The 17,584-nt window shown below is 72.2% G+C and carries 14 protein-coding genes and 1 pseudogene; 6 read left to right on the top strand and 9 right to left on the bottom strand.

What is annotated here, in order from left to right; genetic code table 11:
- From AB0N03_RS39035 to AB0N03_RS39025, 3 genes and pseudogenes are all read left to right on the top strand, one after another.
- Nucleotides 1-2,419, top strand: a pseudogene (locus AB0N03_RS39035) (hypothetical protein); the annotation flags it as partial.
- A 36-nt stretch (nt 2,420-2,455) separates the two neighbouring features.
- A complete protein-coding gene (locus AB0N03_RS39030) occupies nt 2,456-4,033 on the top strand; it encodes a TNT domain-containing protein (RefSeq protein ID WP_364383167.1) in 1,578 nt (525 codons plus the stop codon).
- Nucleotides 4,030-4,863, top strand: a complete 834-nt coding sequence (locus AB0N03_RS39025; protein WP_364383164.1) for a ferredoxin — start codon at nt 4,030-4,032, stop codon at nt 4,861-4,863. The genes AB0N03_RS39030 and AB0N03_RS39025 overlap by 4 nt, the downstream gene beginning before the upstream one ends.
- Before the next feature lie 58 nt (nt 4,864-4,921).
- Here the strand turns inward: AB0N03_RS39025 and ilvA are convergent, their stop codons facing one another.
- Nucleotides 4,922-6,124 carry a threonine ammonia-lyase gene (gene ilvA / locus AB0N03_RS39020; protein WP_364383161.1) on the bottom strand — a complete coding sequence of 401 codons (1,203 nt, stop codon included), beginning with the start codon at nt 6,122-6,124 and terminating at the stop codon, nt 4,922-4,924.
- A gap of 94 nt (nt 6,125-6,218) precedes the next feature.
- Here ilvA and AB0N03_RS39015 point away from each other — a divergent pair, with 94 nt between their 5' ends.
- A complete protein-coding gene (locus AB0N03_RS39015) occupies nt 6,219-6,491 on the top strand; it encodes a hypothetical protein (protein WP_364383159.1) in 273 nt (90 codons plus the stop codon).
- 116 nt (nt 6,492-6,607) lie between these two features.
- Complete coding sequence (locus AB0N03_RS39010; RefSeq protein WP_364383156.1) at nt 6,608-7,093, top strand: pyridoxamine 5'-phosphate oxidase family protein; 486 nt, start codon at nt 6,608-6,610, stop codon at nt 7,091-7,093.
- A 6-nt stretch (nt 7,094-7,099) separates the two neighbouring features.
- Here the strand turns inward: AB0N03_RS39010 and AB0N03_RS39005 are convergent, their stop codons facing one another.
- The 7 genes from AB0N03_RS39005 to AB0N03_RS38975 all read right to left on the bottom strand — a co-directional run bounded on the left by AB0N03_RS39005 (nt 7,100) and on the right by AB0N03_RS38975 (nt 14,316).
- Entirely contained in the window at nt 7,100-8,257 is a 1,158-nt protein-coding gene (locus AB0N03_RS39005; RefSeq protein WP_364383153.1) for a cystathionine gamma-synthase, read from the bottom strand.
- A gap of 34 nt (nt 8,258-8,291) precedes the next feature.
- Nucleotides 8,292-8,726, bottom strand: a complete 435-nt coding sequence (locus tag AB0N03_RS39000; RefSeq protein ID WP_364383150.1) for a hypothetical protein — start codon at nt 8,724-8,726, stop codon at nt 8,292-8,294.
- 44 nt (nt 8,727-8,770) lie between these two features.
- Complete coding sequence (locus tag AB0N03_RS38995) at nt 8,771-9,286, bottom strand: hypothetical protein (RefSeq protein ID WP_364383147.1); 516 nt, start codon at nt 9,284-9,286, stop codon at nt 8,771-8,773.
- Between the two features lie 284 nt (nt 9,287-9,570).
- Nucleotides 9,571-11,154 carry a hypothetical protein gene (locus AB0N03_RS38990; RefSeq protein WP_364383144.1) on the bottom strand — a complete coding sequence of 528 codons (1,584 nt, stop codon included), beginning with the start codon at nt 11,152-11,154 and terminating at the stop codon, nt 9,571-9,573.
- Between the two features lie 129 nt (nt 11,155-11,283).
- Nucleotides 11,284-12,654 (bottom strand): cystathionine beta-synthase, encoded by a 1,371-nt coding sequence (locus tag AB0N03_RS38985; protein WP_364383141.1) that lies wholly within the window; start codon nt 12,652-12,654, stop codon nt 11,284-11,286.
- A gap of 446 nt (nt 12,655-13,100) precedes the next feature.
- Nucleotides 13,101-14,045: a pentapeptide repeat-containing protein gene (locus tag AB0N03_RS38980; protein ID WP_364383138.1), complete on the bottom strand. Its 945-nt coding sequence runs from the start codon at nt 14,043-14,045 to the stop codon at nt 13,101-13,103.
- Between the two features lie 46 nt (nt 14,046-14,091).
- Complete coding sequence (locus tag AB0N03_RS38975; protein ID WP_364383135.1) at nt 14,092-14,316, bottom strand: hypothetical protein; 225 nt, start codon at nt 14,314-14,316, stop codon at nt 14,092-14,094.
- Nucleotides 14,317-14,693: 377 nt separating this feature from the next.
- Between AB0N03_RS38975 and AB0N03_RS38970 the strand changes: the two genes are divergently transcribed.
- The gene (locus AB0N03_RS38970) at nt 14,694-15,914 is read left to right on the top strand and encodes an acetyl-CoA C-acetyltransferase (RefSeq protein ID WP_364383132.1); all 1,221 of its coding nucleotides are present in this window, start codon (nt 14,694-14,696) and stop codon (nt 15,912-15,914) included.
- Between the two features lie 72 nt (nt 15,915-15,986).
- Here AB0N03_RS38970 and AB0N03_RS38965 read toward each other — a convergent pair whose 3' ends face one another.
- Nucleotides 15,987-17,519 carry a DHA2 family efflux MFS transporter permease subunit gene (locus tag AB0N03_RS38965; RefSeq protein ID WP_364383129.1) on the bottom strand — a complete coding sequence of 511 codons (1,533 nt, stop codon included), beginning with the start codon at nt 17,517-17,519 and terminating at the stop codon, nt 15,987-15,989.
- Between the last annotated feature and the right edge of the window lie 65 nt (nt 17,520-17,584).

Below are 17,584 nucleotides of genomic sequence, written 5' to 3'. Positions count from 1 at the left end.
GGCGCCCGCGGCCCGCGGCTACGGCCCCGGCACGCACGGCCCGGACACCCGTGCCGGCGCAACCGCCCCCGGCACCCGGCCGGGCGGTCCCGGGCACACCGGCGGCCCGCACGGGCCCGACGGGCACGCTCCCGACGGGCCCGGCCACCACGAGAACGGGCCCGGCCACCACGACCCCGACGGCGGCGCCCCGCACCACGGCGACTCCGAGCCGCTCAGCCCGGACGAGGTCAACGCGCGGCACTCGGAAAGCACGCCGTCGGGCAGCTCGTACCACGCCGGCGACCCCGACATGGGCGACCTGCCGCACCGCGTGCAGCCCGACCCGGACGGCCGCTACACCGTCGACGTGCACGTCACGCCGGACGGTCACGCCCGCATCGGCGACCGCCTGTACACGCCGGAGGAGTTCGCGGACGTCCTGCGCCGCAACGGCGACTACGACGGCCGTCCCGTGCGGCTCATCGGCTGCGACGCGAGCTCGAACGACTTCGCGCACCGGCTGTCGCGCGAGCTCGACACCGAGGTGATGGCCCCGACCAAGCCGGCGTGGACCGACTCCCACGGCCGCGTCTTCTCGTCCGACTACGAAATCGGCCCGGACGGCAAGATGCGCCCCCGCATCCCCCCGGACGGCGAGTGGAACACCCACCACCCGGACGGCTCGACCCACGCCGCCGGCGACAGCGGATTCGCGCCGGACACCCGGCACCACGACCCGCACGACGTCGACGCGGACAGCGCGCGCCACCGCGGTGACGACGACCACCCGCGGCAGCGCGACGCCGCCGGGGCCGACGCGGACCCGGACAACCCGCGGCAGCGCCAAGCACCGCCGCCCGGCACCGACCCGGACGTTCCCGCCGACCGCAATCCCCTTTCGCGGCACCAGGAACACGACCTCACCGACCCGCAGCGGCAGGCCGAGCAGCGGGCGAACCCGCAGCACGGAACGGACTTCACCCCGACCGGCGGGGAGCACGTGCCGGTCGGGCCGGGCAGCACGCACCCGGACGCGCCCCGGGCGCCGCACGCCGGCGAGCCGTTCCCGGGCGACCAGCAGCTGCAGCCCCACCGCTCGTACCAGGTCGCCGACGCCGACGGGACGCCCCGCGGCACCTACCACACCGACGGCTCGGGCCGGGTCACGCACATCGACACGTCGCACCCGAACGTGCCGCCGCGGCTGTCCAACGGTGACCCGAACCCGGCGTACCACCCGAACCCCGACGTCACCCACCCGCACCCGGACACCACGTACCGGGTGGACATCGACGGGCACCACCAGACGTTCCACACCGACGCCGACGGCGTGCCGCACCCGTCGGTGCAGTACCACCGGCCGGACTTCGAAGGCCCGCGGGTCGACATCGGCCGCGACCACGCGCACGCCCCGGGCCCGAAGGACTCCTTCGCCGCGGGCGGCCCCTACGAGCCGCACACCAGCTACCACGTCACCGACACCAACGGCGTCCACCGCGGCACCTTCCACACCGACGCCGACGGGCACGTCCGCTGGGCGGAGGTCGACTCGGGCCGCATCGCGCGGACCAACCCGGACTGGAAGGGCATCGACAACCCGGCTCTCGCCGGCGGCGCCGAAGTCCACTTCCGGCAGCGGTTCGACCCGGACGCCGAGGTGCCGCACGGCGCCGCGGACCCGGAGCGGTTCCGCGGCGCGCAGGTCCACGACGAGAAGCTGCCCAGCGGGGAGTCCTTCTTGGACAGCCGGCCGAAGAACCCGGACGGGACCCCGCAGCTGGAGCCGAACTCCAAGTACGTCGTGAGCAGCGACTACCGCGAGGGCAAGACGACGCACGAGCAGACCCGCTCGGTCTACTGGACCGACGAGCACGGCCGGGTCGCGGTGGTCGAGACCTTCCGGCCGCACCACCCGGACCTCAACAACCCGGCGCCGAACATGGTCTACAACGTCGACGACGGCCGGTTCACGTTCCGGACCGGACCCGAGGTCGACGGCGCCCCGCCGCAGACCACGGGCGGCCACTCGCACGACGCGGCGCTGGCGGACAAGGACGAACTGTCCCGGCGGGACGGCACGTCGCAGGGCGAGTCCGGGCGGCTCGGCGCGGGCATGGGGCAGTACGACGGCGGGCACATCGCCGGCAACCAGTTCCGCGGGCCGGGCGAGCTGGTCAACATGATGTCCCAGTGGCGGCCGCAGAACCAGGGCTGGCCCAAGCAGGCCGGGCCCGACCACTGGTACGCGTTCGAAACCGACCTGGCCAACCACCTCAAGGCGGGTGGCAAGATCGACGGCATCGACGTGTTCCCGCTGCGGAACGGCACGGACGTGGTGCCGCACACCATCCAAGTACGGTGGGTCGAGGTGGACGGGGCGGGCAACCGGAGCGTCCACATGCGCAGCTTCCCCAACACCCCGGCCGGAGCGTCCTGATGAAGCCGGCCGTGGCGCCAGAAAGGACCGGCACTCATGCCTCGTGACGCTTCGCAGTGGCGGGAGCCGTCGCACGAAGTGGGCAACGCCCTCGTCGACGCCGCGCCCCCCGGGTGGCGGCGGATCGACCTGGTCAGCCGCGTCAACGTCGACGTACAGGACTTCGTCCTCACCGTGCTGATGGGCGACGGCAGCCAGGCCGCCGTCGCGGTGCCGGAGCAGGTGGTGCCCGCCGTCCGCCGCATGCGGGAGGCGTTTTACCAGCCGGACGACGGCACGTGGTTCTCGATGCGGTACATGCTCGACCCGCCGGGCAGCATCCAGACGCTGTTCGACCGCGACTGGGACCCGCACTGGTCCCCCGCGATCGACCCCGCGGGCTGGGGGCGTGACCTCGACCGCTACCCGCGGGACCCGGCGCGGATCCAGCCGTGGCTGCGTGCCCGGCTGGCCGAAGCCGGCCGCCCGGTGCCCGGGGACGTCCCGGTCGAACGGCCCCGGCCGCCGCTGGATCCCGAAGGCCAGGACTGGTACTGGCAGCAGATCGGGAACATCGTCGCGATGTCCGCGCCGCCGGACTGGACGCAGGTGCTGCTGACCTACCGCGCGATCGGCGGGCACGTCGAGCTGCCGGTGATGGTCCGCCGCGTCACCGACGGCGGCCTCGAGCTGTGGGAGCCGCCGGCGGAGGTCGCCGAGCTGCTGGCCGAGCTGCGGGCCGGGATGTACCGCGAGGGCCGGGGAACGTGGTTCCAGGTCACCGCACACGTCGCGCTCGACTCGAGCGTCGACTACGACTACACGTGGGACGACGAACCCGCCTGGGACGAGCCGCGACCGGTCGGCGAGTTCCCCCGTGAGCTCGCGCGGTTCCCGCGGACCGGCGACGCGCTGCCGGGCTGGCTGGCCGAAGCGGTCGGCACCGCCGGCGCGGCGACGCTCGCCGGCTCGGCGGACCCCGAAGCCACGGCCAAGGACGCCCTGCGCGCGGCCGAAGACGCCGCCGCCGAGCTCGAGACCTCCCCGGCCCGCTACCGCATCGGCGAGATCGCCGACGGTGCCTGGTGCCTGGTGCCCGAAGGCGACGGCTGGGCGGTGTTCTGGGCCCAGGGCGAAGACCGGCTGGAGCTCGCCACCTTCCCGGCCGCGGTGGCGGCCGTCCGCTACTTCACCGGGCACCTGTACCTGAACCGCGCCGCCTTCCGCGACGAGCTCCCGCCGGACGCCAAGCGGTCCACCGCGGAGTGGCCGATCCAGCCGCTCGGCGGCGATGTCGGGTTGCAGATGTACGGCGGGAAGCGGCTGGTGACGCTGCCGCCGGGCACCGAGATGGACCGCTACGGCGAACCGGCGGGCAACACGCTGTACGCGGCGCGGACCGAGTGGGAGCACCGGTCGGAACCCGCGGAGATCCGTGACTGGGCCTTCCACGTCTACCGCCTGCGGCGGCCGGTGCGGGCGCTGACCGGCACCGTCATCGCCTGGTACGACCAGCCCGGCGGCGGGACGGCCTACGTGCTCGAACGGTCCGTGGCCGACCTGCTGGCCGACGGCGCCCTCGAGGAGATCCCGCAGGCGACCACCCGGCCGCCCGAGCCGGACCAGGGCCGATGAGCACGCCGCCGGGACCGCTGGGGCCGGACCAGCAGCAGCAGCTCGTCGCGCAGATCGGCCACGGACTGGCGTCGATGGCGCCGCCGGGCACGTGGCGGCAGGTCCGGACCGAGTACCGGGCGGTCGGCAGGCACGTCGAGGCCGACGTGGTCGTCACCGGGCACGACGGCGTGCCCCGCGCGCTGCAGCCACCGCCCGATCTGCTCCACCTGCTGGGCACGCTCCGCGCGGGCATGTACCGGCCGGGCCTCGGGACCTGGGTGAGCGCGGTGGTGCTCGTCGACGCCGTCCAGGGCGTCAGCGCGGACTTCGTCGCCGACCGGGAGCCGCAGTGGCGGCGCACCCCGCCGCCGATCGGCTTCCAGGACGAGCTGCGGGCCTTCCCGCGGGCCGACCAGCACGTCCCGCCGTGGCTGCGTGAGCGTGCCGGGCAGACCCCGCCGTTTTCCGAAGGGGAGGTCCGCACGCCACGGATCTACGACGGCCTCGACGCCACGGGCCGCCCGCTCGTCCGCCGGGCGCCGCTCGTCCCGGCCGAAGCCGAGCGGGTGCTGGCGTACCTCGACGCGGCGCCGGTCATCCTGGCCTCGCGCAGCAACGGCCCGGACGCGTTCGCGCCCGACCGCACCGACGCGGTGCCGATGACCTTCCGCACCGACGGCGCCTGGGCCTGGCCCGGCGCGGTCGCGTACTACCTGCGTGAGCACGGGGTGCCGCCGGACCCGGACCTGGTCGCCCACATCCGGGCCCGCCGCTTCACCGCGCCGTCGGACGTCCCCGAGCCGGCGAAGGACCTGGCCCTCGCGGCGATCACCGGCGAGCAGCCGTGACATCCGGGGCTTCGCCCCGGGCCGGGGGCTCCGCCACCCGGGACCCCCGGAAGAAGTGTCAGACCACGGTGTAACCGGCGTCCGTCAGCGCGATCTCGAGGTCTTTGCAGTGCTCGGGACCGCGGGTTTCGAGCGCCAGCACGACGTCGGCCTCGCCGAGGTCGAGGCTGCCGGAGATCCGGGAGTGCTCGACGTCGAGGACGTTCGCGCCCAGCCCGCTCACGCAGGAGAGCACGCCCACCAGCGACCCCGGGCGGTCCGGGACCCGCAGGTGCAGGCGCAGGTAGCGGCCGCCCGCCGTCATGCCGTGCTGGATGATCTGCAGGAGCAGCACCGGGTCGACGTTGCCGCCCGAGAGGATCGCGACGACCGGCGGCTCGAAGATGCCGGGGTGCTGCAGCAGCGCCGCGACCGTCGCCGCGCCCGCCGGCTCCACCACCAGCTTGCGGCGTTCCAGGCAGAGCAGCACCGCGCGGGAAAGGGACTGCTCGGAGACCGTCACGACGTCGTCCACCAGCGACGCGACGTGCGCGAAGCTGACCGGGCCGGGCTCGCCGACCGCGATCCCGTCGGCCATCGTCGAGGTCGAGCTCAGCCGCACCGGGGCGCCGTGGGCCAGCGACGGCGGGTACGCGGCCGCCTCCTCGGCCTGGACGCCGACGACGCGGACGTCCGGGCGGACCGCCTTCACCGCCGACGCGACGCCGCCGACCAGCCCGCCGCCGCCGGTGGCGACCAGGATCGTCTTCACGCCCGGCACCTGCTCGAGGACCTCGAGGCCGACGGTGCCCTGGCCGGCGATGACGTCCGCGTGGTCGAAGGGGTGGATGAACACGGCCCCGGTCCGCTCGCCGAACTCGATCGCCGCGGCGAGGGTCTCCTCCAGCAGCCCGCCGTGGAGGTGGACGTCGGCGCCGTACCCGCGGGTGGCGGCGAGCTTCGGCAGCGGCGCCCGCAGCGGCATGAAGACGGTGGACTTGGCGCCCAGCAGCGAAGACGCGAGCGCGACGCCCTGCCCGTGGTTGCCGGCACTGGCCGCGACGACGCCGCGATCGCGTTCGGCCTGGCTCAGGCCGTGGATGCGGGTGTAGGCGCCGCGGATCTTGAACGACCCCGTGCGCTGCAGGTTTTCGCACTTCAGGTGCACCGGACCGCCGTGGAGCCGGCGCAGGTCGCGCGCGTGCTCCATCGGCGTCACCCGGGTGACTCCGCGTAGGAGTTCCCGGGCGGCCTGGATCCGCTCGATGGTCACGAGTTCCATGGCCCGGATGATGCCACTCAGGAACTCCACAGGTTGACCGGACCGGGAGCCGGGTACCCTTGGCGTGTCAACGCGCGGTAAACAGGGAGCAACCATGGCACGGGGGAACGACGCGGACGCCGCTCGACGGAGTCGCGCCACCCGGTCGGCCGGCCTGCTCCCGCTGGTGATCGGCGTCGCTTCGGCGGCCGCGCTCACCGGAGCCGCGTACTTCACCGTGGACAGCGCCTCGTGCGGCTCCCCGGCCCAGTACATCCGCCACGACAGCCACGTGGAGCTGGTGGGCGGCTGCGTCGACGGCGCGAGCCTGCCGGCGACGGGCACCCCGAAGTCGGGTGGCGTCGTGCACGGCAACTACAACCCCTGATCCCGGCCACTTTTCGGGGTGCCCGGATCCGTGACCAGGGTTGTTACCCCGATGTGCCTCTGGGACAGGAAAGTGCCTTCTTCCGCGCGTTCCGCCGGTCCCCGATGATCAACCGCATGACACAGGCACCTGAAACCCGCTACGAGCCAGGCCGCGGTCCCGGCCCCGCCAAGCCCACCGAGGAGGCGTTGAGCCGCCTGCTCGGCGCGCACAACCTTGGTGCGCTGGCCACCGTCAACGGCGCCGGTTACCCGCACCTGTCGACCATCGCCTACGCCTGGGATCCGGCGGAGCGCGTCGTGCGGATCGGGTCCACCCTGGGACGCGCGAAAGTCCGCCAGCTGGCCGCCAACCCCCGCGCGGCGCTCTACGTGAGCAGCGCCGACCACCTGTCCTTCGCGGTCGCCGAAGGCCTCGGCGAGGTGTCGCCCGTCAACTCCGTGCCCGGGGACGAGACCGGACGGGCGCTGCTCGCGATGCAGGCGCCCTTCGCGGATCCCGAGGACGAAGCCGCCTTCCTCCGGAACATGGTCGAAGACCGGCGCGTCGTGATCACGCTCCGGGTGGACCGCCTCCACGGAGGCGGCCTCGACGTGCGCTGAGCGGCGTCAGCCCAGGGCGGTCAGCAGGTCCGCGACCAGGTCGCGGCCGTCCTCGATGCCGACGGACAGGCGCAGCAGGTCCGACGGGACCTGGAGCGTCGAGCCCGCCGTGCTCGCGTGGGTCATCTTGCCCGGGTGCTCGATCAGCGACTCGATGCCGCCGAGGGACTCGGCCAGGATGAACAGCTTCGTGCGGGACGCCACCTCCAGCGCCGCCTGCTCGCCGTCCGCGTGGCTGAACGAGACCATCCCGCCGAAACGGCGCATCTGCTTCGCCGCCGTCTCGTGGCCGGGGTGCTCCGGCAGGCCCGGGTAGTAGACCTTCGCGACCTTGGGGTGCTTGACCAGCGCCTGCACGATCAGCTCGGCGTTGTCGCTGTGCCGCTCCATGCGCAGGGCGAGCGTCTTGATGCCGCGCAGCGTCAGCCACGCGTCGAACGGCCCGGGCACCGCGCCCGCGGCGTTGCGCAGGTAGAAGAACTGCTCACGCAGCTCGTCCTCGTTGGTGATGACGGCGCCGCCGACGACGTCGGAGTGGCCGCCGAGGTACTTCGTCGTCGAGTGCAGCACGATGTCCGCACCCAGCGAGAGCGGGTTCTGCAGGTACGGCGTCGCGAAGGTGCTGTCGACCACCAGGCGGGCGCCGGCGTCGTGCGCGACGCCCGCCAGCGCGGCGATGTCGGCGATGCCGAGCATCGGGTTGGTCGGCGACTCGCACCAGATCAGCTTGGTCTCGGGCCGGATCGCGGCGCGCACCTCGTCGAGGTTCGCCAGGTCGGCGACGGTGTGCTCGACGCCCCACAGGCTGAGCACCTTGTCGATCAGGCGGAACGTGCCGCCGTACGCGTCGTTGCCGAGCACGAGGTGGTCACCGGGGCGCAGGGTACTGCGCAGCACCACGTCGGAGGCCGCCATGCCGGAGGCGTAGGCCAGCGCGTGCCGGCCGCCTTCCAGCGAGGCCAGCGCCTCCTCCAGCGCCGAGCGGGTCGGGTTCGCGGTGCGCGAGTACTCGTAGTCGCCCTCGCGGGTCCCGCCCACGCCGTCCTGCGCGTAGGTCGAGGTCTGGTAGATCGGCACGATCACCGCGCCGGTGCGGGGGTCTGGCTTCTGACCGGCGTGGATCGCGCGAGTCTCGAATCCCAGTACGGAGTAGTCGTCCACCATGGGGTAAGCGTACGGCGGGGCCCCCGCATTCCCGTCAGGTGGGACGGATCTCAGTCCCGCACCACCGGGCGGTGGGCGCGGACACCGCGAGCAGCAGCGTGACCAGCGCCGGCGGCGCCACCAGGGCCAGCGCGGTCAGCCCGCCCATCGCAAGTTCGCCCGGGGCGCCGAAGGTGACGCCGGCGGCCGCGAAGATCGCCGACGTCAGCGTCGCGAGCAGCGCCGCCGTGCTCCCGGCGACGCAGCCGATCCGGCCGGCCGGCTGCCGCCGCACCAGCAGGACGCCACCGGGCAGCAGCGTCGAGGCGAGCACGGCGTTCACAGCGGCGTGGATGCCCACGCGGCCGGCGTCGGCGGGGAACCGCACGAGCGCGACGACGTCCAGGACGAGCCCGGCCAGGTAGAGCAGCCCGCCGAGCAGGGCGAGCACCGCGGCGGCGAGCGCCGTCCGGCCTTCGGTTCGGGTCACGGGCGCCGAGGATACGGCCGGTTACCGCAAGTGACCGCCGGGGGTCACCAGCTCCGCGAGGAGTAGGCCTCCTGGCCCGCCCACATCGGCATCATCGGCGTGCGGTAGCGCAGGTAGCGCAGCGTCGGCGGCAGGAACGCCAGGATCAGCACCAGCACCGCCAAAGCGGCGAGACCCACCCGGTCGATCATCGCGAACCCGCCGTGGGTGAACATCGCGTCCGCGAACCGGGCCAGCGGGACGCCCACCGACAGCGGCTCCATCAGCAGCGCCCCGACGGCCAGCAGGGCACCCAGGCCGAGCAGGATCGCGCCCGCCGTCGCGCGGAACAGCGTCGCCAGCCCGCCCAGCAGGAGCACCAGCCCCGCACCGAGGTAGGCGGCCAGGTCCACCAGCACCCAGTTCGGCAGCGCGCCGAGGCTGAATTCGGCGGGCATGTCGAGGAAGATCTTGACCGGCACGTATCCCGAGGCGGCGGCGGCGGCGAATCCGAGCAGGCCGGCGAGGATCGCCGTTACTCCGGACGGACGAGTCGATGAATACGAATGCGAATGCGACACCGGATATCCGCGCGGACCGGTCACAACTCCCCCATCGACAGAGCACAGGACGACGCGTTCACCCTAGTCGGGAACGGGGGAAGTGACTCCGAAAGAGAACGGAATTCGGCCGGACGGCGGAACCCAAGATCATTTTCCTGCGGTAGCGGCAGAAATGCTGTCACGCGATCTCGGGCGGCCCGAAATACCGCGCGGTTGTCCTTTTCGGACAATTGCGTATCCGGCGGTGAACGCAGCGTGCCCCGGAGCCGAATGGGCTCCGGGGCACGCTTTGGTGTGCTAGTTCACCACTGCTGCTGCGGCCGCTGACCGGGCTGGCCGAACCCGCCGTTCGGCGGCCCCTGCTGGCCCGGGGGCTGGCCCCAGCCCTGCGGCGGCTGGCCCGGCTGCTGCGGGTAGCCCTGCGGCGGCTGCCCCGGCTGGCCGTAACCGCCCTGCTGCGGCGGCTGACCCGGCTGCGGGAAGCCCCCGCTCGACGGCTGCGGGAACCCGCCGCTGGACGGGTTGGGCCCGCCCGGCTGGCCGTAGCCCGGAGGCGGCCCGTAGCCCTGCGGCGGCTGCCCCGGCTGGCCGTAACCACCCGGCTGCTGCTGCCCGAACCCACCCGGCTGGCCCGGCTGGCCCGGCTGGCCCGGCTGGCCCGGCTGACCCGGTTGACCGAAACCGCCCGGCTGCTGCGGTCCGCCGAAGCCACCCTGGTTCGGCGGTCCGCCGAAGCCCTGCGGCCCGCCCGGCGCGGCACCGCCGCCACCGAGGCCGACGAACTGCCGCGTCGCCGGGATCAGGCCGAGCACGCCCACGATGAGGATGAGCACGCCGATGATCAGCGGCGGGAGCCCGAGGCCGAAGGTGTCCTTCTCGGACGCGGAGGCCTGCGCGAGCGTCTCGGCGTTCGGTGTCATCCCGATCTTGAGCAGCAGCGCGAAGAGCGTGAGCAACGCACCACCCGCGACGATCGCGATCGGGACGAACTTCCTGATCCCGCCCAGCTTGCCCACGAGTGCCAGCCCCACGCCGCCGGCGAGGGAGATCAGCGAGCCCAGCAGGATCATGATCACGTAGAACCAGACGGTGCCCGGGCCGACGATCCCGGCCTGGTCGAGCACCTTGTCGATCGCGGCCTGGTCCGGCGCGAGGTCGAAGACCTTCGAATAATCGCTCGCGTCGCTCAGGTAGTTGAACGAGATGATCAGCGCGACCAGGCCCAGCAGCGCGACGACACCGCCGGCGATGTAGCCGAACAGGCCGCTGCCGCCGGCCGACGACCCGCCGAACTGCGGCGGCTGACCGCCGAAGCCGGACTGCTGGGGGCCACCGAACCCGGGACCGCCGAAGCCCTGCGGCGGCTGGCCGGGCTGACCGGGCTGACCCGGCTGGCCGAAACCGCCCGGCTGCTGCCCGAACCCGCCCGGCTGACCCGGCTGACCCGGCTGGCCGAAACCGCCCGGCTGTTGCCCGTAGCCACCCGGCTGCTGGCCGAACGCCGCGGCCGGGTTGTCGGCCGCGCTCGGCGGCGGGGTGTACGGGATCGCCGGCGGCTGGGAGCCCGGCGGGACCAGCTGCGTGGAGTCCGCGACCGGGTCGCCGCCGCCAGCCGGGTTCACCCACTGCGTCGCGTTCGCGTCGACCGGCGACATCGCCTGGGTCGCGCCCGCCCCGCCGTCACCCGGGTTGCCCGGCTGGACGACCTGCGTCGGTTCGGGCGTCTCCCCGAACGGGGAACCGCCCGGTGGCTGGGCGGGCTGCACGACCTGGGTCGGTTCCGGGCTGCCGAACGGGTTGTCCTGCTGCGGCTGGGGGCCACTCGGCGGGCCTTGAGGTGGCTGGCCGCCACCCCACGGCTGGTTCGGTGGCTGCGGTGCACTCATGTGGGTCTTGAACCCCCTTGACGAGAACGCGAAAGTGTTCTATTTGCGCCCTACGCTATCGGATCACCCGGCAGGGCGCTCGTAACGCCCCAGCCGGGTTCGCCGATTAAGATTCTTCTCAGCCGCTGTTCAGCGGCCGGCCAGGAAACCCAGGAGGTCGTGCCGGGTGACGACCCCGGCCGGCTTGCCGTCGACCAGCACGAGCGCGCCGTCGGCGCCCTCGAGCGCCGTCATCGCGGCGCTCACCTGCTCGCCGCCGCCGATCGTCGGCAACGGCGGCGACATGTGCTGCTCGAGCCGGTCGGCCAGCTGCGCCTTGCCGGTGAACAGCGCGTCGAGCAGGTCGCGCTCGTTGACCGCGCCGACGACCTCGGCCGCCATCACCGGCGGCTCGGCGCTGACCACGGGCATCTGGCTGACGTCGAACTCGGCCAGGATCGCGATGGCCTCGGCGACCGTCTCGTTCGGGTGCGAGTGCACCAGCGACGGCAGCGAGCCGCTCTTCTTCGTGAGCACGTCGGCGACCGTCGCGCCCGAGGAGTCGGGCGGCAGGAAGCCGTAGGAGGACATCCAGGTGTCGTTGAACACCTTCGTCAGGTAGCCGCGGCCGCCGTCGGGCAGCAGCACGACCACGACGTCGTCCTCGGTGAGCCGCTCGGCGAGCTTCAGCGCGGCGGCGACGGCCATCCCGCAGGAGCCGCCGACCAGCAGGCCCTCCTCCAGCGCGAGCCGGCGGGTGACCTGGAAGGAGTCGGCGTCGGAGATCGGGATGATCTCGTCGGCGATGTTCCGGTCGTAGGTGTCCGGCCAGAAGTCCTCGCCGACGCCCTCGACCAGGTACGGCCGGCCGCTGCCGCCGGAGTAGACCGAACCCTCCGGGTCGGCGCCGACCACCTGCACGGCGCCGTCGCTGACCTCCTTGAGGTATTTGCCGGTGCCGGAGATCGTGCCGCCGGTGCCGACGCCCGCGACGAAGTGGGTGATCTTGCCGTCGGTCTGCTTCCACAGCTCGGGGCCGGTGGAGAGGTAGTGGCTCTCGGGGTTCTGCGCGTTGGCGTACTGGTTGGGCTTCCAGGCGCCGTCGATCTCGCGGACCAGGCGGTCGGAGACGTTGTAGTAGGAGTCCGGGTGCTCGGGCGCCACCGCCGTCGGGCACACCACGACGCGGGCGCCGTACGCCTTGAGCACGTTGCGCTTGTCTTCGCTGACCTTGTCCGGGCAGACGAACACGCACTGGTAGCCCTTGCGCTGCGCGACCATGGCCAGCCCGACGCCGGTGTTGCCGGACGTCGGTTCCACGATCGTGCCGCCGGGGCGCAGCTCTCCGGACCGCTCGGCCGCTTCGATCATGCGCAGCGCGATGCGGTCCTTGACCGAGCCACCCGGGTTCAGGTACTCGACCTTGGCCAGCACGAGCGGCTTGAGCCCCTTGGTCAACGAGTTCAGCTTGACCAAGGGGGTGTTGCCCACGAGGTCTGCGATGTGCTCTGCGTACTCCACGACCGCCAGCCTACTGTGCCGATCGTTACCAATCCGACCACAGCCACGGCCGATGGCTTCGTAGCACCGGTTACGTACCGCTTGGGGTCGGCCTGCTTTTGGGCCGGCTTGGCAACCGGCCGACCGGTGGCGTTGTCCACTCAAGCCCCGGGGGGTCTCCGGGTGCGCGTCGGTGATCACGGGCCGCGAGCGCGGGGTCGGACCGCCCGGCGGAGACCGCAGGCAGCCACCAAGCTGCTCGTCTACCCCGGTACCGGCCCGAGGGCCGCCGCACGCTGAGCCGTCATCCCGTCCCGGAGGTCCCACCCGACGCCGGTCACGAAGCGGCACCCCGTCCGAAGAGTCAGGGACGCCCAGTAGGCGGCCCGTCCGATTACCATCGCCAGTTCACCTCCCGGTCGATAATGGCGACCTTTTCCATGGGCTTTTCCCATGGTTCGACGATCCTATCGGGTACCGGGTTGCCCCGGATCGTCCTTTCGTGTCAATTGTGACCAACCCGACCGGTCGGGGATCGGGCATTCTTCCCAGCCCGCCGGCCAGGTCCGCGGAGACCCGCGTTCCGCCTCCGCCCCGGCGAGCCGGGCGGCGGACTTCGTCCCGAAATCGGCCGGGCCCGCGAAAACGGCGCCGTTGAAGGAGTCGCGGTCGCCGCCGAAAACGGTTCCGCGGAAATCGACGCGGTCTTCGAACTTCGCCTTGTTGAAGTCGGCTTTGGTGCGGAATTCGGTGCCGCGGAAGCTCGCCAGTTCGAGAAACCGGGTTTCGAAGCACACGACCGACCGGATCGAACAGTGGGTGAGGTTCAGTCCGACGAGCGTCGCTCCGGAGAAATCGAGGTCGACGTCCGGCCAGAAGTCCCCGTTCGGCTGGTCTCCGGAGCCGGGGCGCAGGTGCAGCATCAGGATCCGCTGCGCGGTCTTGCGGACCTGCAGTTCTTCGGCGTTCTCCGCGGTGTGGTCGAAGGGCATCCGCAGGTAGGCGCAGAGGACGTTGACGATGGTCTGCCGGTGCTCGGCGTACCCGCCGGCCAGCCGCTCGAGGGAGTAGAGGCCGGCGAGGCGGACCGGGGCCTTGTCGCTGCCGAGCTGGTCGGCGGCCTTGCCGTAGATCTCGGTGATCCGGCGCTCGGTGGCGTCGTGGTCCTTCTGCGCGAGGTCCAGCTCGGCCGACCGTTGCCGCCGCGCGGCCAGCAGCAGGGCGGCGGCACCCCCGGTCCCGACGACGATGTTGGCGGCGGTCTTCAGGGCGTCGAGCCGGGCGGAGTCTTCGGGGCGCCCACCGCCCAGGAGGGTCAGCAGCAAGGTGGCCGCCCCCGCGGCGACCACGAGCAGGCCCGCCGCCCACAGCAGGATCGTCCTGGTCCGCAGCACCCGCGTCTCGGTCCCCACCCGGGTGATCCTGCCAGTTTCGGGCGCCGGAGATCCCCGGAAACGGTCAGCGCGGCCGGAGTCCTTCGCGGGTCGCGCCGTGCCGGGCGAGGTAGGCGTCCAGGTGGCCGGTCCACCGCCGCCCGACTTCCTCGGGCGGCTCGAGCCACTGACTCGGCGTCTCGGGCAGCGGCAGGCCGACCGAGACCTGGAAGTCGGTGTGGCGGATGGCTTCGCGGACCGCGTCGTGCATCCGGTACGGGAACCGGTCGCCCTCGTGCCGGTCGATCATCGGGCGGAGGACGGCGCGCTCGGCGCAACCGTGGTCGACGTCCGCGGTCGCGGCGATCAGGCCCGTGTCGAAGACGCGGAACAGGCAAGCGGCCCGGATGGCGCGCTCTCGCGGTCGGTGAAGAGCTCACGGGCGTGGGGCAGCCTGCGACCGGCACCACTGCCGGGCGGCGGAACCCCTCATGGCGGACCTCCCCCGGTCGTCCCCCCAGCGGGAACGGCCCTGTCACCCAGCCGGTCGCGCCGTCACGGGTGCGCGTTACGCGGCCCTCCCGCGAAGCTCACATCACGTTCGGCTTTCTCCCCGGCGCGGTACACGGCACTATGGTGAGCAACCGCTTAGCACGCTTAGCTCGCGATACGAGGATGTGTCACGTCATGCCTGAAGCCGTCATCGTCTCCACCGCTCGCTCGCCGATCGGCCGCGCCGGGAAGGGCTCGCTGGTCAGCATGCGGCCCGACGACCTGACCGTGCAGATGATCCAGGCGGCACTGGCCAAGGTGCCGCAGCTCGACCCCGCCGACATCGACGACCTGATGCTGGGCTGCGGCCTGCCGGGCGGCGAGTCCGGGTTCAACATGGGCCGCGCGGTCGCCGTCGAGCTCGGCTACGACCACCTGCCCGGCTGCACCATCACCCGCTACTGCTCGTCGAGCTTGCAGACCACCCGGATGGCGTTCCACGCGATCAAGGCCGGCGAGGGCGACGTCTTCCTCTCGGCCGGCGTCGAGACCGTCTCGCGGTTCGGCAAGGGCAGCTCGGACTCGTGGCCGGACACGCACAACCCGCTGTTCGCCGACGCCGAGAAGCGGACCGCGGCGACCGCCGAGTCCGGCACCGACAGCTGGACCGACCCGCGCACCTCCGGGGACGTCCCCGACGTCTACATCGCGATGGGCCAGACCGCGGAGAACCTGGCGCGGCAGAAGGGCGTCACGCGCGAGGAGATGGACGAGTTCGGCGTCCGCTCGCAGAACCTGGCCGAGAAGGCCATCGCGGACGGCTTCTGGGCCAAGGACATCACGCCGGTCACCCTGGCGGACGGCACGGTCGTCTCGAAGGACGACGGCCCGCGCGCGGGCGTGACCGTCGAGGGCGTTTCGGGGCTGAAGCCGGTGTTCCGCCCGGACGGCCGCGTGACGGCGGGCAACTGCTGCGCGCTCAACGACGGCGCGGCGGCGGTGGTCGTCATGTCCGACACGAAGGCGCGCGAGCTGGGCCTGACACCGCTGGCGCGGATCGTGTCGACGGGCGTGACGGGGCTTTCGCCGGAGATCATGGGCTACGGGCCGGTGGAGGCGTCCAAGCAGGCGTTGTCCCGCGCGGGGCTGTCGATCGGCGACATCGACCTGGTGGAGATCAACGAGGCGTTCGCGGCGCAGGTGATCCCGTCGTACCGCGACCTGGGCATCGAGCTGGACCGCCTCAACGTCAACGGCGGCGCGATCGCGGTGGGCCACCCGTTCGGCATGACGGGCGCGCGCATCACGTCGACGCTGATCAACTCCCTCCAGCACCACGACAAGCAGTTCGGCCTGGAGACGATGTGCGTGGGCGGCGGCCAGGGCATGGCGATGATCCTGGAGCGGCTTTCCTGATGCGCTGACCTGCCGTGATGAACGACTCGTTCATGTCGCCTGACGACATGAACGAGTCGTTCATGACATCGGTTAGTGGACCATCACCGGCGGCGCGATTTCCTCGCCTTCCGACGTGGCCGGGACCGCCGGGCGGTTCTTCGGCAGGAACAACGCCGGGATCACGCACAGCACCACCAGGACCAGGGACCACACGAACGTCGTCGAGAAGGCGTCCGCCGCCAAACCCGTCGCGGCCGAATGCGATGCGGGGTTCAGGATCGCCGCCGTCGCCGCCAGCTGGCCCTGGGCCGTCGGGACGCCGAACTTGCCCGCCAGCAGGGCCGCCAGAATCGTCGCCATCACCGCCGACCCGATCGCGCCCGCCGTCTGCTGAACGATGTTCGTCGCCGTCGAGGCGCGGGCCATGTCCTTCGGCTGGAGCGTCTGCAGGGCCGACGTCGTGATCGGCATCATCGTGCAGCCCATGCCGAGGCCCATCACGAACAGCGCCGACAGCAGCGTCCAGTACGACGTCGTCGCCGTGACCTGGGTCAGCACCGCCATCGCCCCCACCAGCAGCACCATGCCCGGCAGCACGATCTTGCGCGCGCCCACCTTGTCGGCCAGGCGGCCGGTGATCGGCATCATGATCATCGCGCCGAAGCCCTGCGGGGCCAGCAGCAGCCCGGCGTGCAGTGTCGTTTCGCCGCGCACCAGCAGGAAGTACGTCGGCAGCAGCATCATCCCGCCGAGGAACGCGACGAAGAACAGCGACATCGTCACCATCGCCACCGTGAACGACCGGTTCTTGAACAGGCGCAGGTCCACCAGCGGGTTCGGCACGCGGAGCGCGCGCACCACGAACGCCACCAGCAGCGCCAGCCCGGCCAGCACCGGCAGCCACACCTCGACGGCGCCGAACCCGCCCGCGGACGGGACCTTCGAGACGCCGAAGATCAGCGCCGCCAGCCCCGGCGACACCATCAGCATGCCCACGAAGTCGAAGCGCCCGCCGGCTTCCGGGTCGTCCTTCGGCAGCAGCCGCCAGGCCAGCAGCAGCGTGACGATGCCGATCGGCACGTTGATGAAGAAGATCCAGCGCCAGCTCACCGCGTCGACCAGCCAGCCGCCGAGGATCGGGCCGCCGATCGGGCCGAGCAGCATCGGCACGCCCAGCACCGCCATCACGCGCCCGATCCGGTGCGGGCCGGCCGCGCGGGTCAGGATCGTCATGCCGCACGGCATCAGCATCCCGCCGCCGAAGCCCTGCAGGACGCGGAAGAGGATCAGCGTTTCGATGTTCCAGGCCGCCCCCGCGAGCATCGAGCCAGCCAGGAACAGCACGATCGCGAGCATGTAGAGCCGCTTGGTGCCGAACCGGTCGGACGCCCAGCCGGTGACCGGGATCACGGTGGCCAGCGCCAGCAGGTAGCCCGTGGCGACCCACTGGATGACGTCGAACGAGGTCGAGAACTCGATCGTCAGCTTCTGCAGCGCGACGTTGACGACCGTGGTGTCCAGGATCGCCATGATGGCGCCGAGGACGACCACGGAGGCCACCTTGAGCACCCCGGCGTCGAGCGCGTCACCGTTCGGCGCCGAGCCGGTTCTTTGCGTAGTCATAAGGAGATTTCCCCCGGTTCGTCGATTCGTCCGCGAGGGTACCGGGGGCCACCGACAAAAAACGT

Source organism: Amycolatopsis sp. NPDC051061, from assembly GCF_040682935.1.
GTDB lineage: Bacteria > Actinomycetota > Actinomycetes > Mycobacteriales > Pseudonocardiaceae > Amycolatopsis.
This window is presented reverse-complemented; position numbering and strand designations above follow the sequence as displayed.

Excerpts from the sequence above, each read along its gene's own strand:
- AB0N03_RS38990 (WP_364383144.1), bottom strand. The coding sequence starts at position 11,154 with ATGAGTGCACCGCAGCCACCGAACCAGCCGTGGGGTGGCGGCCAGCCA.
- AB0N03_RS38965 (WP_364383129.1), bottom strand. The coding sequence starts at position 17,519 with ATGACTACGCAAAGAACCGGCTCGGCGCCGAACGGTGACGCGCTCGAC.
- AB0N03_RS39015 (WP_364383159.1), top strand. The coding sequence starts at position 6,219 with ATGGCACGGGGGAACGACGCGGACGCCGCTCGACGGAGTCGCGCCACC.
- AB0N03_RS39005 (WP_364383153.1), bottom strand. The coding sequence starts at position 8,257 with ATGGTGGACGACTACTCCGTACTGGGATTCGAGACTCGCGCGATCCAC.
- AB0N03_RS39030 (WP_364383167.1), top strand. The coding sequence starts at position 2,456 with ATGCCTCGTGACGCTTCGCAGTGGCGGGAGCCGTCGCACGAAGTGGGC.
- ilvA (WP_364383161.1), bottom strand. The coding sequence starts at position 6,124 with ATGGAACTCGTGACCATCGAGCGGATCCAGGCCGCCCGGGAACTCCTA.
- AB0N03_RS38975 (WP_364383135.1), bottom strand. The coding sequence starts at position 14,316 with ATGATCGACCGGCACGAGGGCGACCGGTTCCCGTACCGGATGCACGAC.
- AB0N03_RS39010 (WP_364383156.1), top strand. The coding sequence starts at position 6,608 with ATGACACAGGCACCTGAAACCCGCTACGAGCCAGGCCGCGGTCCCGGC.
- AB0N03_RS39025 (WP_364383164.1), top strand. The coding sequence starts at position 4,030 with ATGAGCACGCCGCCGGGACCGCTGGGGCCGGACCAGCAGCAGCAGCTC.
- AB0N03_RS38970 (WP_364383132.1), top strand. The coding sequence starts at position 14,694 with ATGCCTGAAGCCGTCATCGTCTCCACCGCTCGCTCGCCGATCGGCCGC.